Origin of the sequence: Halarcobacter mediterraneus, assembly GCF_004116625.1 — a bacterium.
Lineage (GTDB): Bacteria > Campylobacterota > Campylobacteria > Campylobacterales > Arcobacteraceae > Halarcobacter > Halarcobacter mediterraneus.
Window position 1 is genome coordinate 318,569 of sequence record NZ_NXIE01000002.1, and the last position, 25,471, is coordinate 344,039.

Annotated in this window: 23 protein-coding genes; 13 read left to right on the forward strand and 10 right to left on the reverse strand. The window is 27.5% G+C overall.

The window, feature by feature from the left end; all coding sequences use genetic code 11:
* The 5 genes from CP965_RS05730 to CP965_RS05750 are packed head-to-tail and all read right to left on the reverse strand — an operon-like array spanning position 1 to position 5,477.
* Positions 1-831: a hypothetical protein gene (locus CP965_RS05730; RefSeq protein ID WP_129061123.1), complete on the reverse strand. Its 831-nt coding sequence runs from the start codon at positions 829-831 to the stop codon at positions 1-3.
* Positions 828-1,694 carry a patatin-like phospholipase family protein gene (locus tag CP965_RS05735; protein WP_129061124.1) on the reverse strand — a complete coding sequence of 289 codons (867 nt, stop codon included), beginning with the start codon at positions 1,692-1,694 and terminating at the stop codon, positions 828-830. Before CP965_RS05735 ends, CP965_RS05730 begins: the two co-directional genes overlap by 4 nt.
* The gene (locus CP965_RS05740) at positions 1,691-2,323 is read right to left on the reverse strand and encodes an SDR family oxidoreductase (RefSeq protein WP_228712679.1); all 633 of its coding nucleotides are present in this window, start codon (positions 2,321-2,323) and stop codon (positions 1,691-1,693) included. The genes CP965_RS05735 and CP965_RS05740 overlap by 4 nt, the downstream gene beginning before the upstream one ends.
* Positions 2,311-2,913, reverse strand: a complete 603-nt coding sequence (locus CP965_RS05745) for a DedA family protein (RefSeq protein ID WP_129061126.1) — start codon at positions 2,911-2,913, stop codon at positions 2,311-2,313. The genes CP965_RS05740 and CP965_RS05745 overlap by 13 nt, the downstream gene beginning before the upstream one ends.
* Before the next feature lie 47 nt (positions 2,914-2,960).
* On the reverse strand, positions 2,961-5,477 hold the full coding sequence (locus CP965_RS05750) for a methyl-accepting chemotaxis protein (protein WP_228712680.1): 2,517 nt from the start codon (positions 5,475-5,477) through the stop codon (positions 2,961-2,963).
* Positions 5,478-5,700: 223 nt separating this feature from the next.
* Between CP965_RS05750 and CP965_RS05755 the strand changes: the two genes are divergently transcribed.
* Entirely contained in the window at positions 5,701-6,441 is a 741-nt protein-coding gene (locus CP965_RS05755; protein WP_129061127.1) for a ferredoxin-thioredoxin reductase catalytic domain-containing protein, read from the forward strand.
* Positions 6,442-6,452: 11 nt separating this feature from the next.
* Here the strand turns inward: CP965_RS05755 and CP965_RS05760 are convergent, their stop codons facing one another.
* From CP965_RS05760 to trmD, 4 genes are read right to left on the reverse strand one after another with little or no spacing between them, the layout of a single operon-like run.
* On the reverse strand, positions 6,453-7,700 hold the full coding sequence (locus CP965_RS05760; protein ID WP_129061128.1) for an SPL family radical SAM protein: 1,248 nt from the start codon (positions 7,698-7,700) through the stop codon (positions 6,453-6,455).
* Positions 7,697-8,227 (reverse strand): phosphorylase family protein, encoded by a 531-nt coding sequence (locus CP965_RS05765; RefSeq protein WP_129061129.1) that lies wholly within the window; start codon positions 8,225-8,227, stop codon positions 7,697-7,699. Before CP965_RS05765 ends, CP965_RS05760 begins: the two co-directional genes overlap by 4 nt.
* Positions 8,228-8,260: 33 nt before the next feature.
* Entirely contained in the window at positions 8,261-8,617 is a 357-nt protein-coding gene (rplS, locus tag CP965_RS05770) for a 50S ribosomal protein L19 (RefSeq protein WP_129061130.1), read from the reverse strand.
* A gap of 54 nt (positions 8,618-8,671) precedes the next feature.
* A complete protein-coding gene (gene trmD, locus CP965_RS05775) occupies positions 8,672-9,361 on the reverse strand; it encodes a tRNA (guanosine(37)-N1)-methyltransferase TrmD (RefSeq protein ID WP_129061131.1) in 690 nt (229 codons plus the stop codon).
* A gap of 96 nt (positions 9,362-9,457) precedes the next feature.
* Here trmD and CP965_RS05780 point away from each other — a divergent pair, with 96 nt between their 5' ends.
* From CP965_RS05780 to CP965_RS05800, 5 genes are all read left to right on the forward strand, one after another.
* Positions 9,458-9,805, forward strand: a complete 348-nt coding sequence (locus CP965_RS05780; RefSeq protein ID WP_228712681.1) for a hypothetical protein — start codon at positions 9,458-9,460, stop codon at positions 9,803-9,805.
* A gap of 121 nt (positions 9,806-9,926) precedes the next feature.
* A complete protein-coding gene (gene metE, locus CP965_RS05785; RefSeq protein ID WP_129061132.1) occupies positions 9,927-12,203 on the forward strand; it encodes a 5-methyltetrahydropteroyltriglutamate--homocysteine S-methyltransferase in 2,277 nt (758 codons plus the stop codon).
* Between the two features lie 89 nt (positions 12,204-12,292).
* Entirely contained in the window at positions 12,293-13,498 is a 1,206-nt protein-coding gene (ilvA, locus tag CP965_RS05790; protein ID WP_129061133.1) for a threonine ammonia-lyase, read from the forward strand.
* Between the two features lie 88 nt (positions 13,499-13,586).
* Positions 13,587-14,273: a F0F1 ATP synthase subunit A gene (locus CP965_RS05795; protein ID WP_129061134.1), complete on the forward strand. Its 687-nt coding sequence runs from the start codon at positions 13,587-13,589 to the stop codon at positions 14,271-14,273.
* A 104-nt stretch (positions 14,274-14,377) separates the two neighbouring features.
* The gene (locus CP965_RS05800; protein WP_129061135.1) at positions 14,378-14,944 is read left to right on the forward strand and encodes a thiamine phosphate synthase; all 567 of its coding nucleotides are present in this window, start codon (positions 14,378-14,380) and stop codon (positions 14,942-14,944) included.
* On the opposite strand, the gene CP965_RS05805 is transcribed toward CP965_RS05800, so the two are convergent.
* The gene (locus CP965_RS05805) at positions 14,941-17,667 is read right to left on the reverse strand and encodes a RecB-like helicase (protein WP_129061136.1); all 2,727 of its coding nucleotides are present in this window, start codon (positions 17,665-17,667) and stop codon (positions 14,941-14,943) included. The genes CP965_RS05800 and CP965_RS05805 overlap by 4 nt on opposite strands.
* Positions 17,668-17,780: 113 nt before the next feature.
* Between CP965_RS05805 and CP965_RS05810 the strand changes: the two genes are divergently transcribed.
* From CP965_RS05810 to CP965_RS05840, 7 genes are all read left to right on the forward strand, one after another.
* Positions 17,781-19,607 carry a GGDEF domain-containing protein gene (locus tag CP965_RS05810; protein WP_129061137.1) on the forward strand — a complete coding sequence of 609 codons (1,827 nt, stop codon included), beginning with the start codon at positions 17,781-17,783 and terminating at the stop codon, positions 19,605-19,607.
* 64 nt (positions 19,608-19,671) lie between these two features.
* The gene (gene argB, locus CP965_RS05815; protein WP_129061138.1) at positions 19,672-20,574 is read left to right on the forward strand and encodes an acetylglutamate kinase; all 903 of its coding nucleotides are present in this window, start codon (positions 19,672-19,674) and stop codon (positions 20,572-20,574) included.
* 41 nt (positions 20,575-20,615) lie between these two features.
* On the forward strand, positions 20,616-22,094 hold the full coding sequence (gene thrC, locus CP965_RS05820; RefSeq protein ID WP_129061139.1) for a threonine synthase: 1,479 nt from the start codon (positions 20,616-20,618) through the stop codon (positions 22,092-22,094).
* Positions 22,095-22,242: 148 nt separating this feature from the next.
* On the forward strand, positions 22,243-22,743 hold the full coding sequence (petA, locus tag CP965_RS05825; protein ID WP_129061140.1) for a ubiquinol-cytochrome c reductase iron-sulfur subunit: 501 nt from the start codon (positions 22,243-22,245) through the stop codon (positions 22,741-22,743).
* 10 nt (positions 22,744-22,753) lie between these two features.
* Positions 22,754-24,001 (forward strand): cytochrome b, encoded by a 1,248-nt coding sequence (locus CP965_RS05830; RefSeq protein ID WP_129061141.1) that lies wholly within the window; start codon positions 22,754-22,756, stop codon positions 23,999-24,001.
* On the forward strand, positions 24,001-25,029 hold the full coding sequence (locus CP965_RS05835; protein ID WP_129061142.1) for a c-type cytochrome: 1,029 nt from the start codon (positions 24,001-24,003) through the stop codon (positions 25,027-25,029). Before CP965_RS05830 ends, CP965_RS05835 begins: the two co-directional genes overlap by 1 nt.
* 41 nt (positions 25,030-25,070) lie before the next feature.
* A complete protein-coding gene (locus tag CP965_RS05840) occupies positions 25,071-25,466 on the forward strand; it encodes a hypothetical protein (protein ID WP_129061143.1) in 396 nt (131 codons plus the stop codon).
* Positions 25,467-25,471 lie beyond the last annotated feature (5 nt).

The following is a 25,471-nucleotide window of genomic DNA, read 5'->3' on the forward strand; positions in this document are numbered from 1 at the left end:
TTAAGCCCTTTTCATATTAAAAATAGATTTTATAAACCAATATAAAACAAATAAAAAAAGTATTGGTAAAAAAATAGTTTGAAAAATAAAAACTATTATTAAATCAACAATATCTTCACTTGAATTATTCACAGCCTTTGTATAACTATCAACTTTTTTTTCATAATAACTTGAATCAAACTTTTCTAACACTTTACCAAAAAATGAATTATTTTCTTTTTGTTCAATAGTCTCTTCTGTTACTTTTTTTATTTCATCTTTTGTCTCATTTAAATTTTCATTTAGAATTTCAATATTATATTCATTTTTTACAAAGTAATTATATGAAATATCATTTACATAGCTTATCATAGGTATTGCAAAACGTAAAAAAAGTAAAACAAAAACAATCTTAAAAAATATCTCTCTTACCTTTTCATCTTTATTAAATCTTTTAAATAACCAAATATTAAAAATAATAACACAAGTAAAAAGGGTATAGTTATATATTTCATTCGTAACAAAACTTAAAAATATTTTTTGAATCCCTAAAGAAGTCATACTAGCAAGCATTACTAAAGAAAATTGTTCCACTAAATCATTTATGGGGTCTAAAACTTCCCCTATAGCTACTACTAAAAAAGGTAGACTAAGTTCTGTTCCTTGAGCTAAAGAAATAACGGCATTTAAAGCCTTTGCACTTCCAAAAACAATAAGTGCTTGAGTAAAAGAATCATCTACAAGTTTTTTTGCATTATCATCAATAGTGAAAGTTATTGCAAATAAAACAGCAAGAATAGTAAATATTGATAATAAAATTTTATTCCAATTATTTATTAAAAATCTTTTCATTCTAAAACCTCTTTAGCTTCTATTTTACCAACTTCAATCATTTTTTCAGCTTCATTAAACTCATAAAATTCACAAGCATATTTTGAAATATTAATTTCAATATCAGGAGTATGTCCTGCTAATTTATACTTCATAATTGTATTTTGCATAGTATCGATTGTATGCCAAACAATACTATACATTCCCATATTTTCTGGGTCAATATCCAAGCTGTCTTTCTCTTCTTCCTCTTTTTTAAAAAAGTCTAAAAATCTTTTATTTATATTAAAAATCTTTTTCTTCTTTGGTTTCTTTATTTTTATATTATATTGCTTTTTACTATCACTGTAAAGACCTACAGCAATTGTTAAATCTGTATTATCTGCAATTGTAGGAGCAATAGGTAGAGGATTTAAAATACCTCCATCTACTAAATAGTTTCCATTTATTTTTTTAGGCGTAAACATTGTAGGAATCGCAATAGAGGCTCTTATCGCATCAATTAACTTACCTTCTTGAATCCAAACTTCTTTTTGTTTCACAATATCAGAGGCAACAGCAGTAAAGCTAATATCCAAATCTTCTATTTTTACTTCACCTATTAATTCCTCTATTTTTTCAAGAATCTTTTCACCTTTGATAAGTCCTGTTTTTGAAAAAGACAAATCAAGAAGTTTAATTATTTCAAGGGGATCAATTGTTAAAACCCATTGTTTAAACTCTTCTAGCTTGCCACAAGCATAAAGCCCTCCAATAAGTGCTCCCATAGAAGTTCCTGAAATAGATTTTATTTCATAATCTTTTAAAAGTAAAACTTCTATAACACCTATATGAGCATAACCTCTAGCTCCTCCACTTCCTAATACTAATGATACTGTTTTCATTTTTTCTTTATCTCTAATCTTTGTGGTCTTAAAGTTATATCAGTAATCACTCCATCAAACTCTATTATTTCAAGTACTTGCTTTGCTATATTTTCTGGGTTTAAATAGGCTTGTTTATTTTCACTTGGTTCAAAATTAAACTCATCAAAAAAGTTTGTTTTTGTAAGGTCTGGATTTATATTTGTAACTTTTACATCAGAACGTCTAAGTTCTTCAAAAAGAGCTAAAGAAAAATTTCTTAAACCTGCTTTTGTTGCTGTATACAAAGCTGAAAACTTAGAATGTCTTGTTGCTTCAATTGAAGAAATATTTATAATATGCCCTTTTGTTTTTTTCAAACTTCTAAGACATAAATTACTTAAGATTATTGGAGCTGTTAAATTCACATCAATAAGCTCTTGGATTTTATCAATACTTATTTCTTCATGGGGTTTAAAAACACCTACACCAGCACAATTTATCAATAAATGAATATCTGCTTTTTTTAACTCTTCTTTTAGTTCTTTTTCTAAAGTTTTTTTCTCATTTAGCCTACTTTTTAAACGAACTACTTCATAAGAATTGTTTTCTAAAAGCTCTGCTATAGCCTGCCCTATTCCAGAACTATATCCTGTAACTATTGCACGCATGATTTTTTTCTCTTATAATACCAATATCCCATTATTGCAAGACCTATTAAAATAGCAAAAATGATATATCTTAAATACTCTTTTATTAAAGCTTCATTTCCACCAATAAAGTAACCTAAAAGAGTAAGAATAATAACCCAGATTCCAGCACCTAAACTTGTATATATACAAAAAGTAAACAGGTTCATTTTTGCTAAACCAGCAGGGAAAGAGATATATTGTCTAACAGCAGGAATAAGTCTTCCTGAAAAAGTAGAAATATGACCATGTTCTTTGAAAAAATCTTCTACTTTTAATATTGTATTTTCACTTATAAAAAAATATTTACCATACTTAATTAAAAAAGCTCTACCATATTTTATTGCTAAAAAATAATTAAATAAAGCCCCACCTAAACTTCCTATAATTCCAACAAAAATAGCTATAAAAATATTCATTTCTCCCTTATAAGCTAAATAACCCGCAGGAACCATAACTACTTCACTAGGAAAAGGGAAAAAAGAGCTTTCAAGAAACATCATTAAAAATATCCCTATATAGCCTAAATTCCCTACTAAATCAACAATAAAATTTACAATATCTTGCAACATAAATTAACTTCCAAATTCTAAGATATCTAATTCTATCGTTTTATTTTTTAAACTCCTACTATATCTTTTCCTGCAAACTCTTTTTTATTTGCATCATCTACAATTTGTTTTGAAATAGTATCTGTTTCTTGTGCTATTTCATTTGTATTTTGTGCAACAAAGGCATTTTCTTGAGTCTGTTTATCAAGTTTTGCAATAGTTTCTGTTATTTGAGAAACTCCTTGTTGTTGTTCTTTTGAAGAAATTGAAACTGATTCTATTAATTCTATGGTATGTGAAATATTATCTTTTAGTCCTGAATACCCTTCAATCATTGAATCAGCTATTGTTTTTCCTTCATTTGCTTTTACATTTGCAGTTTCAACTAAAGACTTAATCTCTTTTGCAGCTTCTGCTGATCTTGACGCTAAGTTTCTAACTTCTTGTGCAACAACTGCAAAACCTTGTCCTGCTTCTCCAGCTGTTGCTGCTTCTACTGCTGCATTTAATGATAAAATATTTGTTTGGAATGCTATTTGATCTATTACTGTTATTGCTTCATTTATAGCACTTACTTGAGTATTAATCTCATCCATTGCCAAAGTTGTTTTATTAGCCAATTCTCCTCCATGCTCTACTGAGTTTGTAACTTCATGGGCATAAGATGCCATTTTTTGCACATTTTCATTACTTGAAATGATATTGCTATTTATCTCTTCTATTGATGCTGATGTTTCTTCTATTGAAACTGCTGCTTCATTTACATTATTTGATAAGGTACTTACACTTTTAAGTAAAGTATTTGAACTTTTATTTAATTTTAGACCATTTGTCTTATTTTCAATTAACATTTCAGTAACAGAATCCCCTAAAATATTTACACCATTTGCTAATTTAAACAAATGCTCTTTTAATCCTTGATTATCAACTTTATTTAAATAATTATAATAGGTATATTCATTTAAAACTTTTAAAATATTGTCAATGTTTTTTTCAAGATTATCAGCCATATTATTAAGTACATTTTTTAGTTCATTTAAAGTAGGATTAGAAGAATTGACTGTTATTCTTTTGCTTAAATCTCCACTTTCAAAATCTGATAAAACCTTTACTGTCTCATTTATTAAACTCTTATCCTCTTCTAGGTTCTCTTTTACCCTTTCAATATTTTCATTAACAACTTTTGACATTTTTCCTATTTCATCTTTTTTAGAATCATCTAATTTATTAATATCTTGCGTTTCATTGTTTAAATAAGAGAAGAAAGCTAATAAACCATTTTGAAAAACATTTAAAGGTTTTATAATAGAAGTTCTAAGTAACCATAAAGAAAAGAATACAATTATAAGTAATAAACCTGATGAAATACCTACTAACAAAAGATTTAAAGAGTATATATTTCTTAAAGCTTCACTCTCTTTTATTTGAGAAACTATTGCCCAAGTATTACCAAAAATATTCAAACTAGAATAGGCACTTAAAACTTTTTGACCATCTTTATCTACTATAATTTGTCTTCCTTCTTCTTTATTTAAAGCTTTCTTCACAGAAGAATTGTCAATCTTATAAGTTAATATTGTTGTTCCTAAATTTTTTACTGCTTCTTCTTGGATATCCTTTGTAAACCTATGATTATTTCTCATTTTATAATCACTTCCAACTAAGAAAGTTACTCCCGTTTCACCTAAACCAGCATCTTCAAAATTTCCACCAAAATTCATAATTCCATCAATAATATCTATAGGAAACTGCATAATTATATTTCCTATTCTTTTTTCATCTTTAAATACAGGTGTTGCAATAAATGAAGCAGGAGCATTATAACTTGGTTCATAATATTTAAAATCAGAAAAGGCAACTTCTCCTAAATTAAGTCTATATGCTTTTTCATTTACCTTAGCAATTCCACTTTTTGAATATGGTCCATTTTTTAAGTTTGTTGCAAAATCTTTTTCTTTAAAGGTGCTATAAATAATTGAACCTTGCATATCAACAAGAAAAATATCATATAAAGAAAACTTTCTTAAAACTGTATTAAAAGTATCATGATACTTTCCATGAATATCTGTATAACGGGTAAGAAATGATGTAGAGTCTATCATCTTATTTTTTTCACCGATTTTAGAACTATTTTTTACAATATAAATATATTGAGCAAGTAAAGCATTTAAATTTTTAGGTAGATATTTTTCTGTTGCTTTTTTTGATTCAACTTCAGAAATATTAAAATTTATATTATTTACATAATAATTATCATAGTGTTCTTTTAACTCACTTTTCATAGCTTCTATATCTAAATTCTCTGATTCATCAACTAAAGAATAAAAATATTTAGACATATAATCTAAAGCTTCAATAGTAGAAGATGAATTTGCAGAAGAAACAATCAAGCCTTCAATACTTTTAAAATAATCAAAAATATGTTGCTTTTTACCTGAAGTTATTGATTTTAATTGTTCAAGTTTGTCTTTTTCTGTATTTTTTACACTCTCTTTAAAGCTAAAAGCTACAATCGTAAAAGATAAAAATACTAAACTTCCCACAATCAAAATTATTAATTTTTTGTTTATACTTAAAGATTTCATTTTCTCACCTTTATATTTCAAATATGTGAAATCTTATCAATATATAATATTATAATAGTATTACAAATGTAATATTTGATATTTTTTTATTTGAAAATCAAATTATTAATAACTTCTACTTATAATACAACTATTTCTGGTTAAAACACTAAAAATAACTTATATATATAAGATATTATAAAGTAAATACGTGTAAAATTTCCAAAAAAATTTAGGAAATATAATGATTAAAAAAATTGATATAGAAAGTGATGAGTTTCAAACGCAATTAGAATTAACAAAACAATATACGGATAAAGTATGTGAAAATTATAATTTTGTGTATAACCCAGAAAATGATGTAAATGAATCAATTCAATTAGGACTTACTAGAAATAAAATGATTTATGGGAAAAGGTATTGTCCCTGTTTTATGGTAATAGGCGAAACAACAGAAGAAAGAGAAAAAGAAGATAATAGACTTTGTCCCTGTACCCCTGCTCTAGAGAAAGAAATACCTTCTTTAGGGCATTGTCACTGTGCAATCTTTTGTACACCTGAATATGTAAAACAAAACACACAAGAAAAAGTTAACGAAGAAAACCAACACTCATTAGGTCTTACAAAAAAACAGTGTGAAGAACTATTAGAAAAAGAACAAGTAAATGCAAAAGAACTAGAAGCCCTACTTGAAGCAAGAGAATTAGGTTATTTAAATTTTCTATTAGTTGACACAAGAGAATGGATGGAATGGGTAGGCTCAAGAATAAAAGGAACTGATTACTTAGTACCAACAACATCTTTTTATCAAGCTTTAGAACAAATTGAAGATAAAAAAGATATACCTATTATTGTTTACTGTCATAGTGGAAGTAGAAGTGCATACTGCCAAAAAGTTATGTTAAATTCAAACTATAAAAATGTAATAAATCTTGATTATGGAATTATGACTTATCAAGGAGATATTATTTCAGGGGAAGAATAGACTCTCTTCCCTTATTTAATTGCAGTTATCTTATCAAAATAAGATGTTTTCATCTCATTTTCCATTTCATCATTTGTAGCATATTCATACCCAAAAACATCTTTCCATAAAGAGTGGTCTTCCATACAAAGATAAAAATATACTTTATCATGCCAAGGTTTAAAAGTATTATAAGCATGGGAAAACATTTCTCTTTTTATTTCAAGAGGATAAGACTGTTTTCCATTAGCATCTACCATAGGCATTTGTAAAATCTTTGATTTAAAATTTCTATTCCTAATTTTTTGAATTACGGGTTTTATAAAAGTAAGCGTTCCCATACTTACTAATGCAACTTTATTTGGTTCAAAATTTGATATAAGAGTCTTATAAACTTCTTCATACTCTTCTAAATAATTTTCATAATGAACAATTGGATGGAAGTGAAAGCCTACTAAAACACCTTTTTGACTTACTTTTTTTGCTGCTTCTATTCTTTTTTCTAAACTTGCAGCAAGATGTTCTTCATTATCAATTATTGTAGGTGTATTTAAAGACCAAGTACAAATTATATTTTTGGGAACATCATTTTCTAAAAAATACTTTATATTGTTTGACTTTGTTTTAAACTCTAAAATAACATTCTCATTTCTTCTTGCAAAATCAAAAAGTGCATCTAAAACTCCCTCCTTATTCCCCCACATCAAAGAATCAGAGCTTTGTCCAGTTCCTATATGATAAGTTTTATTAGGGTCTAGTTTTAAATTTTTTAGGTTTTCTTTAAAATTTACATCAAAGCCTATTTTATCTTGATTATAAAAAGATTGAATAGAACAGTAAGAACAATCAAAGCCACAAGATTGAACTGCATCAAGAGTCATTAAATTACAACATCTAGTATTTGGACTTGCAACAGGACATGAACCTAAAGCTGCCTTAGGAGCTTCATATTGAGTGAATTTAAATCTTCTTACATCATCTTTATATAAATCTTTTGAAAAGTTATTATAAGAATTTGGTTTATTTTTTAACTCAATCCATTTATTTCTTATATCATTAAAACACTGTTTTCTATTTGAATATTCCTCTTTAAAAATATCTTTTAACTCTTTTTCATGCCACATTTTAAAATCAATTGCAAAATCGATAAGTTGCTTTAATTCTTGGAATGAAAATTCATATTTTAAAGAAATGTTTTCTATAAACTGTTTATTCTCTTCATCTAAATTATTATAATTTGTTTTCTCAATATTTGTTTTAAATTTTTCAACATAACTCATAGGTAATTCTTTATTTTAGGGTATACATTTTGTATAAGTTCTATTACAAAAGATTTTTTTGGGATTTGTGTATCTAAATAATCAGAAACAACTTTAAAAACATAAATATCACTACAATATTTTTTTGAAAATTCTATAAAATATTTAGCTTCCATATCAACTAATATTGTTTCTAAATCTTCATCACTATCTAATGGTTTATCAACAGTAGTAATTGAAGCAAAATTTATATTTGGAAGTAGTTTATTAGTACAAAATAAAGTTCCAATCTTAATAGATGCATCACAGCAACCAGCGATACCAATATTAAATGCTTTTTTTATCTTATAGTTTTCAAATACAAAAGTTAAAGCCTTAATGGTATTCTCTTTTCCAATTCCGGATATAACTAAAATAATATCATCATTTTCATATATTTTTGTACTGTTTGGAATATTTGTAATTGAAGTATTCTGTGTTAATTTTAGAAAATTAATAAAAGATTGTGCTTCACAAAGAAGTGCACAGTGGATTAAAATTTTATTCATGTAAGTAAAACTAAGGCTTTTGCCCTAGTTCTATTACTTTTTAAGTTCTTTAATTCTTGCAGCTTTACCTGTAAGACCTCTAAGGTAATGTAATTTAGCTCTTCTTACTCTACCTCTTCTTGTTACTTCAAAAGACTTTAAAGACTCTGAATATAATGGGAAGATTCTTTCAACTCCAACAGAGTTAGCTCCAATTTTTCTAACAGTAAAAGTTGCATCAACACCGTTACCTTGTCTTGCAATTACTATACCTTCGAAAGTTTGAACTCTTTTTTTCTCACCTTCTTTAATTTCAACACCAAGTCTAACGTTATCCCCTGCTCTAAACTGAGGAATTTCTTTTTCTGCAATTTGCGCTGCTTCAAAGCTTGCAATGTATCTATTTTTCATTTTTTCCCTTTGGTGAAAGTGCCCGCCTTTGCAAGACGCGGGGTATCACACTTTTTATTTTGTTTTTTTATTTGTAACTAAACTTGGTCTAAAGTATTTTGTCTTGCATATAGCCAAGTTATATTTTAAGGTGGCAATTTTACTATGGTTTCCCTTTAAGAATTCTTTAACAACGCTTAAATTTTCAAATTTTTCTGGTTTACTAAAAGAAGGTGCTTCCAAAAGGTCATTTTCATAACTCTCTTCAACTAAAGAGTCAGCATTACCTAGAACTCCGTCTACATTTCTAGCAATTGCATCTGCCATTACTAAAGATGGTAACTCTCCACCTGTTAAAATAAACTCTCCAATAGAAAATACTTCATTTGCATACTTTTCTATAACCCTTTCATCTATTCCTTCATATCTACCTGAAACAAAAACTATATTTTGTTTCTTTGCTAATCTTTTTGCATCATTTTGTTTAAAAGGTTTTGCAGCAGCTAAAGGAAATATGATATATGCATCAGGATTCTTTCTTTTTATTTCATCTAAACAATCAAAAAGTGGTTGAGTAGTCATTAACATTCCTGCTCCACCACCTATCATTTGTTTATCTACTTTTTTGTGCTTGTTTTTAGTAAAATCTCTTGGATTAAAAAATTCATAAGTTATAAAATTTGATTCAACTGCCCTTTTTAATATTGAATCATAAAAATATGGTTCTATTAAATTGGGAAATAAAGTTACAAAAATAAATTTCAAAGCCAGCCTTAAACTTTTTTATCATGTTATCCTATTTTTATTTAAGTTCATATTTGCTAAGTTTCCAAATAATAAATTAAAATGAAAGGAGGGTAAATGATGAAAGCACCAAAAGGTTTTGGAAAAAAATACTTTACATTTGCTAGTATTCTAGCTTATGCTGTTGAAAACAAATTGCAAAGACTTGTCATTGTTTCAAAATACGCTTTTACTAACAAATCATCAAATCAAGAAGATGAATTTGAAGAAAATGACCCTCCTTTAGATAATTTAACTTTATGTCTAGTATCAGCTGTTAATAAGCCTTGTCATTGTGACTGCTTTTTTAAAAGTAAAACTAGACTTGCTGTTGCACTCTTCAAATTTATACCAAGATGCCCTTACTATTGCAAATTTTTTGCATTTAGAAGAACAGGCGTTCATCCTCCACTAATTATTCTTTAAAATAAAAAAATATTAATCAGTACCAAAATTTTAGGTTTTACAAATTTTTTTTAATTAATTTGTAAATAATTAATTATCAAATAGTTCATATATAAGAACTATATATTTTGAAGGATAAATAATGTCAAAATCATATGTAATAGGTTTTCCAAGAATTGGAGAACAAAGAGAATTAAAAAAAGTATTAGAACAATACTGGTCAAAAAATTGTTCATTTAAAGAAGTTGAGAACGTCTCAAAACAATTAAGACTAAAACATTGGAAGTACCAAAAAGATGCAGGAATAGAATATATTTCATCAAATGACTTTTCTTATTATGATAATGTACTAGATACTTGCATTATGTTAAATGCAATTCCAAAAAGATTTAAAAACTTAGAAAATGAAGAATTATATTTTTCTATGGCAAGGGGAAACAAAAATAGTGTTGCTATGGAAATGACAAAATGGTTTAATACAAACTACCACTATATAGTTCCTGAATTATCGCTAGAAGATGAGTATAAATTAAATGCTACAAAAATTATTAATGAATTTAAAGAAGCAAAAGAAAATGGAATAAAAACTAAAATCAATCTTATTGGTCCAATAACATTTTTAGGATTATCAAAAAGAGTTGATAGAGGAGATACTTATGAACTTCATTCTAAGATTCTTCCTATTTATGAAGAGTTATTAAAAGAAATTTCTAAACTTGATGAAGAGATTATTGTTCAAATAGATGAGCCTATTTTTGTAAAAGATAACGAACAAAAAGTATTAAGTCTAATCAAACCTACTTATGATAAATTAGCAAAAGTTTCATCTAAATTAAAAATAGTAGTTGCCACTTATTTTGAACACTCTATTGAAGCAACAAAAATTTTAGTAAACACTCCAATTTTTGGTTTAGCTTTAGACTTTTTATATGGGAAGAAAAACTTAGAAAGCTTAGAAGCAATAGCAGAAAGTAATAAAAAATTAATCGTGGGATTAGTAGATGGAAGAAATATTTGGAAAAATGATATAGAAAAAAGTATCAATATTTTAGAAGAAATTTCAAAAAAAGTTGAAAAAGAAAATATCTTAGTTTCTTCTTCTTGTTCACTTCTTCATACTCCATTTACTTTAAGATATGAAACAAAAATGGATGAACAAATAAAAACTTGGTTAAGTTATGCAGAAGAGAAACTAGATGAAATTCATTTGATTTCAAAACTATTTTTCCATGGAAAAGAGAATTTAAATGAAATAGAAAATAAAGATTTTGAAAAGAATATTCAAGCAAATGAAAATAGAAAATCATCAACATTAATCCATGATGAAACAGTAAAACAAAGAGTTCAAGATTTTAAAAAACTATCAAGAGATGAAAAATTTGAAGATAGAATTAAAATTCAAAGAGAACTTCTTAAATATGAAGATTTGGCAACTACTACAATTGGTTCTTTTCCACAAACTCCTGAAGTTAGAAAATCAAGAAGAGATTTTAAAAAAGGTGAAATTTCATATGAAACATATGAAAAAGACATGAAAACATATATTGATTATTGTATTGCTTTCCAAGAAGAGTGTGGAATTGAAGTATTAGTTCATGGAGAGCCAGAAAGAAATGATATGGTTGAATATTTTGGAGAACAACTTAAAGGTTATGGCTTTTCTCAAAATGGATGGGTTCAATCATATGGAAGTAGATGTGTAAAACCACCATTTATTTTTGGAGATATCAGTAGACCAAAGGCTATGACAGTTGATTGGATTACATATGCACAAAGTAAAACAGATAAAATAATGAAAGGAATGCTAACTGGTCCTGTTACTATTCTTAACTGGTCATTTGTAAGAGATGACAAACCAAGAGATGAAGTATCAAAACAAATAGCAGTTGCCTTAAGTGATGAAATAGATGACTTACAAAATGCAGGAATTAAAATCATTCAAGTTGATGAAGCTGCTTTTAAAGAGGGATATCCACTAAGAGAAGAAAATATTAAAACTTATGAAGATTGGGCAGTAAGAGACTTTAAAATTGCAGTAAGTAGCGCAAAACCTGAAACACAAATTCATACACACATGTGTTATAGTGAATTTAATGATATCATTAAAACAATAGAAGCAATGGATGCAGATGTTATCTCTATTGAAACAGCAAGAAGTGGAAATGAATTACTTAAAATCTTTAAAGAAGTAGGATATAAACAAGAAGTAGGTCCTGGAATTTATGATATTCATAGTCCAAGAATTCCAAGCGTAGAAGAACTTGTAACACAAATTAAACTTTTACTTGAAGTTTTACCAAAAGAACAATTATGGATTAATCCTGATTGTGGTTTAAAAACAAGAAAATGGGAAGAAGTTAAACCTAGTTTAAAAAATATGGTAGAAGCGGTAAATCAAGTAAGAGAAGAACTTAAATAAAATAATTTATATACTAAAAAAGAGTTTTCATTTATCATTCTGAAAACTCTTTTTAGATATCATTTCAAAAATTAATATAAAGAAGTGCCATGATTACCTTAGATAATATAAAAGAAGCAAAAGAAAATTTAAAAGATGTAGCACAAAATACTCCCTTAACAAAAGCTCCTATTTTAAGTGAATTATTTAATAGTGAAATATATTTAAAAAAAGAAAACTTACAATTAACAGGAAGCTTTAAAGTAAGAGGAGCTTATAATAGAATTGCAAAACTTCCTCAAGAAAAAAGAGACAAAGGAGTAGTTGCAGCAAGTGCTGGAAACCATGCACAAGGTCTTGCTTATGCAGCAAAACAGTTTAATTGTGAAGCAACAATTTTTATGCCAGAAGCAACTCCATTAACAAAAGTAAGTGGAGTAAAATCACATGGAGCGAATGTAGTACTTACAGGTGAAAATTTTGATGAAGCTTATGCTGCAGCAATGAAGTATAAGGAAGAAAAAAACTGTGAATTTATTCATCCATTTGCAGATGATGATGTTATTGCAGGTCAAGGAACAATTACATTAGAAGTACTAGAAAAAGTTCCTGATTTAAAACAACTTATTATACCAGTTGGTGGAGGTGGTTTGATTGCAGGAATTGCAATTGCTGCAAAAACAATAAATCCTGATATTAAAATAATTGGTGTTGTTGCTAGTGGAGCAAGAGGAATGAAAGAATCATATAAATCTCAAACACCTATTGATTCTACTTCTGTAAAAACAATTGCTGATGGAATTGCAGTTAGAGATGTAACTCCTAAATTACTAGATATTATTATTGATTATGTTGATGATATTGTAGAAGTGAGTGATAATGAAATAGCAAATGCCATTCTTTTCTTACTAGAAAAACACAAACTTGTAGTAGAAGGAGCTGGTGCTGTACCAACAGCAGCTATAATGCATGAAAAAGTTGATATAGAAGATTCAAAGGTTTGTGCTTTAGTTTCTGGTGGAAACATTGACGTTACTATGATTTCTCAAATTATTGAAAAAGGTTTAGTTAAATCTTATAGAAAAATGAATTTAATTATAAAACTAATAGATAAACCTGGTTCTTTAACTCATCTAACAGAAATCTTTAAAGAGTGTTCTGCAAATATTGTACAAATAGATTATGATAGAGATTCAGTTAAACTAGAGTTCGGAGAAGCCCAAATAACAATCTCTTTAGAAACAAAAGGTGAAGAACACCAAAAAGAGATTGGGGAAAAATTGAAACAAAATGGTTACAGATTTAAACAAATTTAATTTAAAAATATCACATTTATTAAGATTTTAGTAAAGACTATATATAATCTGCTTTATATTTTAGTCATCAATGAAAAAAAGGAAGAAAATGGAAGGAAGACTGTTTACATTCTTAGGTACTATAGGTGGTCACGGACAAGAATGGATTATCTTATCTCACTTTATTTTAGTTGTGGGAGTTGTTTTTCTACTTGCAAGAACTGCTACTAGAAAAATGCAATTAGTTCCAACAGGTACACAAAATATTTTAGAAGCATATATCCAAGGTGTTGTTTCAATGGGTGCAGACACAATGGGAGAAGAGAATTCTAGAAGATATTTACCATTAATTGGTTCTTTAGGTTTAGTGATTTTTTTAAGTAATATGACTGGTATTATTCCAGGATTTGAATCACCAACTGCTAATATTAACTTTACTTTATCTTTAGCACTTATTGTTTTTATTTACTATAATTATTTAGGTATTAAGAAAAATGGTTTTGTAAATTACTTTAAACATTTTATGGGGCCTATGCCAGTTTTAGCACCATTAATGTTCCCTATTGAGATTATTTCTCATATTTCAAGAATTATTTCATTATCATTCAGACTTTTTGGTTCTATTAGAGGTGATGATATGTTCTTAATGGTATTATTAATGTTAGTTCCTTGGCTAGTTCCATTAGCTGGTTTCTTTATGTTATTTGCTTTTGGTTTCTTACAAGCATTTATTTTTATGATTTTAACTTATGTTTATATTGCAGGTTCAATCATGTTAGAACATGAAGATCATTAATCTTTTAGATTAATAGTCTTTTAAATTAATAATTTTATAAAATATTAAAAAGGGGAAGAGTTAAATTACTCTTCCCCTTTTTTAGTTAAAAAAAAGGTATAGAAGTGAGAGAAGATTTAATTAGTTATCTAATTACTCACCCCGAATATTATTCAAATGACCCTACTCTTTTTGAAAGAAATTTAAGAAAAGTTTTAGAAACAAAAAAAGTTAATATGGCTTGTTTTAGAGATAAAACTTCTTTAAACTATGAAGAATTAGCTACACTCTTTGTAAATATATGTAAAGAGTTTAATATAGAAAGAGTTTTACTAAATGAAAACTACCAACTAGCAAAAAAAATAAATGCTCATGGTGTTCATTTAACTTCAAAACAATTTAATGATATTCAAAAAGCTAAAGACTTAGACCTTTATACAATTATTTCATGTCATAACTTTACAGATATTGAAAACGCACAAAAAAAACATATTAATGCTGTTACATATTCTCCTATTTTTATAAGTCCTAACAAAGGTGAACCAAAAGGAATAGCTGAACTTAGAGAACTTGTTCGAGCATATGAAGACTTAGATATTATTGCTTTAGGGGGAATAATATCTAAAGAAAGTATCGAGTTAATTTCGAAAACAAAAGCATATGGATTTGCTTCTATTCGATATTTTGTTTAAACTTTTTTTAGTTTTATATTATTCTCATTTAAATAAATTATATATGAATAAACCTCATCACTAGATACAATACTTTTTATGGCTTCTTTATAAAAATTTACTTGTTCTATATGCTCTTGTAACTCATCTTTCGTTGTTTTATAATCAAAAATATAATACTTACCATCTTTTTCTACAAGTAGGTCTATTATTTTCAACTCATCTTTATAAAATAATGATTGTTCTTTACTAAAAGTTCCATTTTGAATCAAAGAAATAAACTCTTCATTAGAAACTAGCTTAGACACTCTAGTTTTTATCTTTTGGATATCTTCTTTATTTAGATAGATTGAAAATCTATTTTCCACTAAATTTATTGCTAAAAGTAAAGAGTTTTCATCAAACTCATTCATCATCTCCAAACAATAATGAGTTGCTATTCCAAAATATTTTGCATGTAAAGTATATGTTTCATTATTATCTTGGATATTTAAAGGTTTTTCTTGTTTACCAATTTGTTTTGGAATATAAACTACTTTTTTTGTTTTCTCATAATTTTTACTTTTATTTTCACTAGCAATTATTTCACCAGAAGAAAACTCTTTTAAAGAGAGTAAATCAAAGACAGATTTTTCTTTCTTCTTAAAAACAATCATATTTTTTCTTGCTCTTGTCAAAGCCACATATAAAATATTTAATTCATCTTCAAATTCTAAAGTTTTTTCTTTTTGTAAAGCCTCTTTATACTCTTGACTATAATTATCTAAACCACCTATTTTATAATAAATATTTTTCAAATTAACATCATCATATTCAAATAAGAGAGAGTTTCTATTAGGAACTTTTTGCTTAACCCTATCAAGTAGTAAAACTGTATGAAACTCTAAACCTTTTGACTTAAATATTGTTAGAATTTGAAGCCCTATCTTTTCTGAATTTTCTATAGAAGCATCTAAATTATCTACTTCATAAATAAAATCAACAATATTTTTATAAGAAGAAGCCAATTCAATAAACTTAATTATATTGTCATCCGTAATTTCTAAATAATCTGCAATTTTTAAAATTACTTCTTGTACACTTTTATATTTTAAATCCGTTTCATACTCAAAAGAACTTTTAGGCTCTTTTCCTATTATAGCATTCAAATTTTCTTTATAAATATCTTCTTTAAAGTATAAATACTTTATTGCATTTATAACAGCTTTTACATTTTCTTGATTAATTAATTTAGAAGTCATTTCTGTACTAATTTTCAAAGAAGGAAACATCCTTTTTAAGTATGAATAAATATTTAATACATCATCATTTGTATACGTTAAAATAGCTATATCGTTACTATTTACACCTTTTTGCATAAGTTCTGATATCTTTTTTGCTAAATTTACAAACTTATCATCATCTAATAATGCTTCATCTTCATATACTTCAACATAACCATCTTGATGTATTGCTAATTGATCATAATACTCATAAAAAGGTAAAGAGTTGAAAGATTTATTTACAAAGTTTACAACTTCTTCACAAGATCTATAATTAGTATTTAAAACTTCTACATTAATCATATCATTTGTTTTTAATACATAATCAAAAAGCTCTCTCTTCCCTCCCCTAAATCTATATATTGATTGCTTTGTATCACCAACATAAAAAAATGTTTTAAAATCAGTACTAGAAAGAATCTCTTCAATTAAAGGTTTTAATATTTTATACTGAAGCAAAGAAGTATCTTGAAACTCATCAATTAAGATATGAGAGAAATTAGAATCTAATCTAAAATATAAGAACTCTTTATCAATTTTGGAACTTAATAACTCATAGCAAATATTAGAAATATCATCAAAATGTAAATAGTTTTTACTACTATTATATCTTCTTTTATAAGCTTTAAAAAGCTTATATAATTCAAACAATCTACTAAGAGAGAAAGCAGATCTTAACTTATAATAATTTCCCACTTCTTCTTTTGTTTTTTGGAAATATTTTTCTAATAAGTCATTTGAACATTTTTTAAAATATGAATAATCTTGCGCACTTTCCTTTTCAAGCCATTTTTTAGATATAAGCTCCTCAAAATTTTCATAATCTACAGCTTTTTTAGCACTATTTGAAGCTACTTCACAAGAGAGAATAAACTCTTTTATTTTTAAAGCTTCATCTAAAGCCTCTTTTTTTTGAAGTTCAATTAAAGATAAATCTATATTAACGGTTTCAATATCTTCACCCTTTTCAAAAATATTCTTAAAAATTTCAAAAAGTGAATTATATTTTTTATTCTCAAAAAGAGAAAAATCAATTAGTTTATCAAAGTTTTCTAAATCTAAAGACTTCAAAAACTTACTACTAATTTTTTCAATATCATCTTCTTTTATTTCAAAGTCATCATTAACTCCTGCATATCCACTGAATTCTCTTAAAATTTTATTTATAAATTTATCAATCGTAAAAATTGATAAAGTTGCATTACTAAATAAATCAATTAAATAATCTTTTTTTTCAAATATTTTTTCTTCTGAGAAACCTGATTGTGTAATAATTGCAGATAAATAAGCTTTATCTTCACCTAATGATAAAAGAGTATTATAAATTCTTTCACTCATTTCATTTGCAGCTTTATTTGTAAAAGTAAGGGTTAAAATTTCTTTAGGGTTTGCCCCTTTTAATAATAGTGTTATATATCGAACTGTTAATGCAAAAGTTTTTCCACTTCCTGCACTGGCTTTTAATGCTAAATATTTTTTCATAAATGTATAATACAGAAACTATTATTATAATTTAATTGTTATAATTATTATACTTTTTATTAAATTATAGATATAATTAAAAAAATTAAGTTTTAGAGAAGAAGAGAGAAGATATGAAAACTAAAAATAAAATTATTTTACTTGTGATTTCAATAATTTCATTTACCTTTTTTCTAATTACAATAGATATGATCTATAATTTTAGAAGTTATGGTATTAAATCAATAGATGACAAAGCAAAAGCAATTGCCAAAACAGTTGAACACTCATTAACTTCTCAAATGGTAAGTGGAGTAATAGATGATAGAGAACTCTTCTTAGGGCAATTAGAGGATATTCCAAATATTGATAAAATATGGTTAAGCCGTGGACAAAAAGTAATTGATATGTATGGAAAAGGATTAAACAATGAAACAGCAAGAGATGAAGTTGATAGACAAGTTTTAGAAACAGGAGAAACTAAAAAAGTTGTTAATGACCATATTTTTTCTCAGAGTACTTATAGAATAACTATTCCATATAATGCAACAAGCAAAGGGAAAATAGACTGTATGAGTTGTCATACAAATGCCCAAGAAGGAGATACTCTTGGAGCAATTTCAATACAAATGTCAATAGATGATTCAAAACAAATAGGAATAAAAACAATTACAGATACACTGTTAATAGCTTTAGTCTTAATGATAGTAATTATATTTCTATTAAATTTTTTAATTTCTCCATTTTTATCATTATTTGATTCTATTAAAAAAGTAATGAATAAAGCTCAACAAGGGGATTACTCTTATAGAATAAAAAATCCTAGTGGAAAAGAAGCAAAAGATGTTGCCCTTTGGATAAATGGCTTACTTGAAAAACTTGAGATTACCCTTGAAGCAATTGATTCTAAAATCTCAATCTTTCTTTCTGAAAATCATAAAATTACTGATAAAGATCATTTAATTAATGTAAAAAATACTGTAGATAGATTATCAGATGTCTATAAATTTAGAAAAACAATAGAATATGATGAAACGATTGATGATGTATATAATAGACTTGCTGAAGTATTAAAAATAAAGCTAGGTATTACAAAATTTAATTTCTTTGAAATAAGTACAATTTCAAATGAATGTAAACTTGTTCATAATGAAGCAAAAATTATTTGTAAAATATTTGAAGAAGGATGTAGAGCAGATAGAACAAATACAATTATTGATTCTACTCAATTTAAAGATATATGCCCTTCATGCAAAGCCTGTGATAAACAGAATTATTTTTGTGTTCCTTATGCGATATCAAATGAATTAGACTTAATTATTTCTATCTATACAGATACTGTTACACAAACAGTTAAAGTTAGAGAAATGATTCCTTATATTCAAGATTATGTAGATGCAGCAAAAACCGTAATAGTTAGTAAAAAACTAATGAATATACTTGAACACAATGCCCAGACTGATGCCTTAACAGGATTAAAAAATAGAAAATATCTTGAAGACATTACACCAAAAGTTACTTCCCAAACCAAAAGATCAGGAATTACTTATGGAGTACTTTTATTAGATATTGATTTCTTTAAAATGGTAAATGATACTTATGGCCATGATGTAGGAGATAATGCTATTAAAATAGTTTCACAAACTTTAAATGAAAATATTAGAGAATCAGATATTGCTGTTAGATATGGAGGAGAAGAGTTTGTAGTTTTACTCTACAATTGTGATGAACAAGGAGCAATAGATGTTGCCCAAAAAATCAGAACAAATTTTTCTAAAAAAAATATTCCAACAGGTGGTACAAACTTTATTCAAAAAACTATGAGTATCGGAGTTTCTATCTTTCCTAATGACACTTTGGAACTTGAAGAAAGTATTAAATTTGCAGACTTAGCTTTATATGAAGCTAAAAACTCAGGAAGAAATAAAGTAGTTAGGTTTGATAAAACATTAGTTAATTAAAATTTTAATCTTAAGATTATTTTAGATAAAATATTATCCTTTAAAAATAATCTTAGGAATTTTTATGCAGAAAAAACAACACAAAGTTCAAACACTCCTTGATGCAATTCCTCATATTAAAAAATTTTATGGAAAAACTATTGTTATAAAATATGGTGGTTCTGCACAAACAAGCCCTGAACTAAAAGATAAATTTGCAGAAGATATTGTTTTATTATCTTTAGTAGGAATAAAACCTGTAATTGTTCATGGTGGTGGAGCTAGAATTTCAGAACTATTAGAAAAATTACAAATTCACTCAGAATTTATAGATGGACATAGAGTTACATCTGAAGAAACAATGAGAGTAGTGGAAATGGTTCTAAGTGGAGAGATTAATAAGAATATCACTTCTTTATTAAATCACCATGGAGCTAAAGCAATTGGAATTTCAGGTAAAGACTCAGCTATTATAAAAGCAAAACCAAAAGATGATGGAAAATTTGGTTACACAGGTGTAATAACAGAAGTAAATGGTTCAATGATAAACAACCTAATAAAAGAAGGATTTATTCCAGTTATTGCACCAATTGCAGATAGTGCAAAACCTAATCATCCAGGATTTAATATAAATGCAGACGTTGCAGCTAGCAAAATTGCTCAAGCAATCGGAGCTCAAAAAGTTTTATTCCTAACAGATACAATTGGAGTACTTGACAAAGAAAAAAATCTTCTAAACTCTTTAGATAAAGAAGATGTAGAAAAATATAAAGAAAACGAAACTATTGCAGGAGGAATGATACCAAAAGTTGATTCTTGCATAGATGCAATTTATAATGGAGTTAATAAAGCACATATCATTGATGGAAGAGTTGAACACTCTATTTTATTAGAACTTTTTACAAGTGATGGAATTGGCACTCAATTTTTAAGAAAAGATAATCCAAACAATGGTATTGATATGGAAAAATTATTAAATGAAAAATAAAAGTTCTATCAAAAACTAGGACAAATTATAAGGAAAATATAATGAATTTTATAGAAACAAGAGGAAATAACGGCATAAAACCTAAAGAAGTTAGTTTTTCTCACGCAATTTTAAACCCAAGTGCTTCATTTGGAGGTTTATATGTTCCAAAATATTTACCTGAACTTGAAGAAAACTTCATAGAAAATCATTTAAATTGTTCATATAAACAATTAGCTTATGACATTTTAAAAGCCTTTGAAATAGATATTGATGATAAAGAAATACATAAAGCTTTAGACCTTTATGATAACTTTGATGATAAAGACAATCCTTGTCCAGTAGTGAAAGTAAAAGATGATTTATTTGTCCATGAACAATATCATGGACCTACGAGAGCTTTTAAAGATATGGCTTTACAACCATTTGGTTCAATACTTTCATCCCTTGCAAAGCAAAGAAATGAAAAATATCTTATCTTAGCAGCAACATCAGGAGATACTGGACCAGCAGCATTAAATACTTTTAAAAATAAAGAAAATATAAAAATTGCTTGTATGTACCCTGATGGAGGAACATCTGATGTTCAAAGACTTCAAATGGTATGTGAAGATGGTAATAATCAAAAAATAATCGGAATAAAAGGAAATTTTGATGATGCACAAACAGCATTAAAAAATCTTTTAGCTTCAGATTCTTTTAAAGAAGAATTAGAAAAAGATGGTATTAAACTTAGTGCCGCAAACTCAGTAAATTTTGGAAGAATTATTTTCCAAATAATCTATCATTTCTGGTCATATATTCAATTAATAAAACAAAATGAAATCACTTATTCAGAAAAAATCTATTTAAGTGTTCCAAGTGGGAACTTTGGTAATGTTTTAGGTGCTTTTTATGCAAAAAAAATGGGATTACCAATTGAAAAGATGTTAGTTGCTTCTAATGAAAATAATATTCTTACAGAGTGGATAAATACTGGTATTTATGATATTAGAGAAAAGAAATTAATACTTACAAAGTCACCAGCAATGGATATTTTGAAATCATCTAATATTGAAAGAATAATGTTCTCTTTATTTGGTTCGGCAAGAACAAAAGAGCTATTTGAAGAATTAAATGAAAATAATATTTTTGAATTAACAGAAGAAGAAACAAAACTTTTACAAGAAGAGTTTTCTGCAATTAATTCAGATGATAAATATGGAACAAAAACAATTAAAAGTTATTTAGACAATGGTTATTTAATGGACCCACATACTGCGACTTGTATAAAAGCTTATGAAAATTTAAAAGAAAAAGATTTAAAAACAGTTATTTATTCAACAGCTGAATGGACAAAATTTTCTCCTACTGTTTTAAATGCATTAAATGAAAATGAAAAAAAATATTCAGACAAAGAAGCTTTAGAAGAAATTTCTTCAAAATACAATGCTAATCTTCCTCACTCAATTGCTTCACTTTTTAACTCAAAAATCAACCATAATATAGTAATCGAAAAAGATAAAATAGAAGAAGAAATTATCAAATTTATCAAGGAATAAATATTCCTTTGATAAGTTTGTCTTATAATTCTTTTGTGTAATTTAAGCACACATCCTTGAAATTATAGGTATTTTTGACCTTAGTCATCATTATTTAAGAAAATTAATTATATAATCTATAAATTTAATTTTAAAATAAGGAAGCTAAATGTCTAACGAAACAAATAGACGGGATTTTCTAGGTTACACATTTGCAGCTGTTGCAGCTGTTGGTGGAGCAGCTTCACTTGTTGGTATGAAACAAGTGTGGGATCCATTACCAAGTGTATTAGCTGGTGGATTTACAACAGTAGAACTTAGTGGACTAAAAGCGGGAGAGCCTCAAACATTTATGTGGAGAGGTAAACCAATTTTTGTACTTAAGAAAACTACTGATATGGAAGATAATAGTAGAGACTTATTAATTGGTGATGATAGATTCACTGTTGCAATTGGTCTTTGTACTCACTTAGGATGTATTCCTGCATGGAAGAAAAATATGTGGAAATGTGCATGTCACGGTGGAGAGTTCAACCCTAGTGCTGAACAAGTTTTTGGACCTCCTCCTAGACCTCTTGATTTACCTCCATTTAGTGTAAAAGGAACTTCTATCGTTTTAGGAGAAGAAGGACCTGAATACAAAAAAATCGCTGCTGCGATGATGGCATAAGGAGAGGTAAATGGCAAAATTTGAAAAAGCTAATTCTGTAGGTGAATGGTTAGATCAAAGACTTAACACTACAGCTTTAACAAAAGTTTTAATGACTGAATATTGGATTCCAAAAGATATTAACTTCTTATGGGCTATGGGTGTTCTTTTAGCAGTAACGTTCAAAATCTTAGTAATTTCTGGTTTATTCTTAATGATGTACTACAAACCAGATGTAAATTTAGCATTTGATTCTGTAAACTATACAATTATGCAAGAAGTTGCATATGGTTGGTTATTTAGACACATGCATGGTGTTGCAGCCTCTGTAGTATTCTTAATTATTTATATTCACATGTTTACAGGAATTTATTATGGTTCTTATAAACAAGGTAGAGAAATGATTTGGATTTCTGGTATGTTATTATTTATGACATTCTCAGCAGCTGGTTTCTCTGGTTATATGCTACCATGGGGACAAATGTCATATTGGGCAGCAATGGTTATTACAAACTTATTTGGTGGTGTTCCAGTTATTGGTGATGCATTAGTTGTGTGGATTAGAGGTGACTTTAATGTTGCAGATGCTACATTAACTAGATTCTTTATGTTACACGTATTCTTATTACCAATTGTTATTATGGGTATCATTGGATTACACTTTTATACATTAAGAATTCCTCACGTTAACAATCAAAAAGGTGAAGAAATTGATTATGATGCAGAAGCAGAAAAATATTTAACTGGAAATAAAAAAGAAGCTAAAGTTATTCCTTTCTGGCCAGTATTTATTTCAAAAGATTTTGCAATTTTAGGTATTTTCTTAATTTTCTATTTCTATTTAGTATTCTTCCATTATAACTTTGCAATGGATCCAGTAAACTTTGATCCAGCAGACAATATGGTTACACCTGCACATATTTATCCAGAATGGTATTTCTTATGGTCATATGAAGTATTAAGAGGTTTCTTCTTTGATGTTGGTCCTGTTAAGGCATTTGATATTGGGTTAGCAGCATTTGGATTTGCAAACGTAATTTTCTTATTATTACCATGGTTAGATAGAGATACAAAAATTTTACCAGCACATAAAAGACCTATGTTCTTTATTTGGTTCTGGGTATTAATGGCTGACTTGATTGTATTAACAATTTGGGGTAAACTACCTCCAACAGGTACTAATGCGTGGATTGGATTTGCAGCAGCAATGCTATTTATTATCTTATTCTTAGTACTTCCAATTGTTACAAAAATTGATGCAAAAAAGAGAGGTGAGTAATGAGAGAATTAAAAATATTAGCAGTAGTAGTAGTTTTAACACTTGTTACATACTGGGGAGTTGAACCTTTTGCTCACTCTCAAATGCATCCACATGTAGAACCAGCAAATTATAATTTTGCTGAAGCAGATAAAGAAACAACAAAAGAAGCAGTAACTGTTGCTAAAGAAGCTTTAGAAGAAGCACAAAAAGAAAATAACGAAAAAGATATTCATCTTGCACAAGTAGAGTATGATAATGCAGTGGCATTTGAAAAAACAATGACTGATTTTTGGACTGCAAATGAAGAAGTTACTTCATTAACTGGAAATGCTGAAAATGGTGCTGTTTTAGTACAATCAAATTGTACAGCGTGTCACTCTATTGAAAAGCAAGGTTTCCCTCAATTAATGGATAATGCAAGTGCAGCAGCAGCTTATGGTGTAGTTCCTCCAGATTTAAGTACCGCAGGAAAGATTTATACAAAAGACTATCTAGTTGCATTTATTAAAGACCCTGCTTTAGCATCAAAAGTATCTCATAAATTTGTTGATGGTAAAATTCATCCAATGCCAGGTTATGGTTGGATGCAACCACAAGAAATTGCAGATATGGTAGCTTACTTACAATCAATTTCTCCAAAAGAAATGACAAATAAGGAAGTATTTACTGATGCTTGTCAAAGATGTCATGGTATTAAATATGGAGATATGCAAGGTGGTACAATGGCTGCTAAAACTCCAAATGAAAATATCAAAGCATACATGGGGAAACTTCCTCCAGATTTATCACAATATATTAGATCAAGAGGAGAATCATACTTACATACATTTGTTAATGACCCTCAAAAACACTTAGAAGGTACTGCTATGCCTAGAGTTGGTTTAACTAATGATGCAGAAGTTCAAGTTGTAAAATATATGCAAGAAGTTGGTGATTCTAAAAAAGAGCAAAGAGAAGCTTTAGGTCCTAAGTTCTTAATTTATCTAGTAATTTTTGCAATTTTCGCTTGGCTATGGAAAGCAAGTAAATGGAGAGATGTTCATTAAGAACATCTTTTCATAATATATAAAAAGAGGGAGAATATAATATGAAATTAATTAAAATCTTAGCTGCATTAGCACTTACAGCCTGTATTAGCTCGGCACAAGATGTAATGCAAAAATCAATGAACATTATGGAACAAGGTATGACAGAAATTCAAAAAGGTTTTTTAAACAACAATATTGAATTAATTAAAAGTGGTACTCAAAAAGTTAGAGAAGGGAATACTCTTTTTTCTGATGAAAAAGTAATTGCTCAATATTTACCAGAAAATAAAAAGCATATGGTAAATATTGCATCAAATGCAGCAAAAAGAATTTCTCTTGATGCAAATGTTTTAGAATTGAATTTAGAAAACAAAGCATATATTGATGCAGCAAATGCTTACTCAGACATGATGAATGCCTGTGCTAGATGTCATTCTATTGTAAGAGCTTGGTAGTTATA

What these genes read in the sequence shown, in the direction of transcription:
- CP965_RS05765 (WP_129061129.1), bottom strand. Translation starts at nt 8,227, where the DNA reads ATGAATAAAATTTTAATCCACTGTGCACTTCTTTGTGAAGCACAATCT.
- rplS (WP_129061130.1), bottom strand. Translation starts at nt 8,617, where the DNA reads ATGAAAAATAGATACATTGCAAGCTTTGAAGCAGCGCAAATTGCAGAA.
- CP965_RS05740 (WP_228712679.1), bottom strand. Translation starts at nt 2,323, where the DNA reads ATGCGTGCAATAGTTACAGGATATAGTTCTGGAATAGGGCAGGCTATA.
- thrC (WP_129061139.1), top strand. Translation starts at nt 20,616, where the DNA reads ATGAATTTTATAGAAACAAGAGGAAATAACGGCATAAAACCTAAAGAA.
- CP965_RS05810 (WP_129061137.1), top strand. Translation starts at nt 17,781, where the DNA reads ATGAAAACTAAAAATAAAATTATTTTACTTGTGATTTCAATAATTTCA.
- CP965_RS05745 (WP_129061126.1), bottom strand. Translation starts at nt 2,913, where the DNA reads ATGTTGCAAGATATTGTAAATTTTATTGTTGATTTAGTAGGGAATTTA.
- CP965_RS05795 (WP_129061134.1), top strand. Translation starts at nt 13,587, where the DNA reads ATGGAAGGAAGACTGTTTACATTCTTAGGTACTATAGGTGGTCACGGA.
- CP965_RS05730 (WP_129061123.1), bottom strand. Translation starts at nt 831, where the DNA reads ATGAAAAGATTTTTAATAAATAATTGGAATAAAATTTTATTATCAATA.
- metE (WP_129061132.1), top strand. Translation starts at nt 9,927, where the DNA reads ATGTCAAAATCATATGTAATAGGTTTTCCAAGAATTGGAGAACAAAGA.
- CP965_RS05805 (WP_129061136.1), bottom strand. Translation starts at nt 17,667, where the DNA reads ATGAAAAAATATTTAGCATTAAAAGCCAGTGCAGGAAGTGGAAAAACT.
- CP965_RS05835 (WP_129061142.1), top strand. Translation starts at nt 24,001, where the DNA reads ATGAGAGAATTAAAAATATTAGCAGTAGTAGTAGTTTTAACACTTGTT.
- petA (WP_129061140.1), top strand. Translation starts at nt 22,243, where the DNA reads ATGTCTAACGAAACAAATAGACGGGATTTTCTAGGTTACACATTTGCA.
- ilvA (WP_129061133.1), top strand. Translation starts at nt 12,293, where the DNA reads ATGATTACCTTAGATAATATAAAAGAAGCAAAAGAAAATTTAAAAGAT.
- CP965_RS05750 (WP_228712680.1), bottom strand. Translation starts at nt 5,477, where the DNA reads ATGAAATCTTTAAGTATAAACAAAAAATTAATAATTTTGATTGTGGGA.
- CP965_RS05840 (WP_129061143.1), top strand. Translation starts at nt 25,071, where the DNA reads ATGAAATTAATTAAAATCTTAGCTGCATTAGCACTTACAGCCTGTATT.
- CP965_RS05780 (WP_228712681.1), top strand. Translation starts at nt 9,458, where the DNA reads ATGATGAAAGCACCAAAAGGTTTTGGAAAAAAATACTTTACATTTGCT.
- CP965_RS05755 (WP_129061127.1), top strand. Translation starts at nt 5,701, where the DNA reads ATGATTAAAAAAATTGATATAGAAAGTGATGAGTTTCAAACGCAATTA.
- argB (WP_129061138.1), top strand. Translation starts at nt 19,672, where the DNA reads ATGCAGAAAAAACAACACAAAGTTCAAACACTCCTTGATGCAATTCCT.
- CP965_RS05760 (WP_129061128.1), bottom strand. Translation starts at nt 7,700, where the DNA reads ATGAGTTATGTTGAAAAATTTAAAACAAATATTGAGAAAACAAATTAT.
- CP965_RS05735 (WP_129061124.1), bottom strand. Translation starts at nt 1,694, where the DNA reads ATGAAAACAGTATCATTAGTATTAGGAAGTGGAGGAGCTAGAGGTTAT.
- CP965_RS05830 (WP_129061141.1), top strand. Translation starts at nt 22,754, where the DNA reads ATGGCAAAATTTGAAAAAGCTAATTCTGTAGGTGAATGGTTAGATCAA.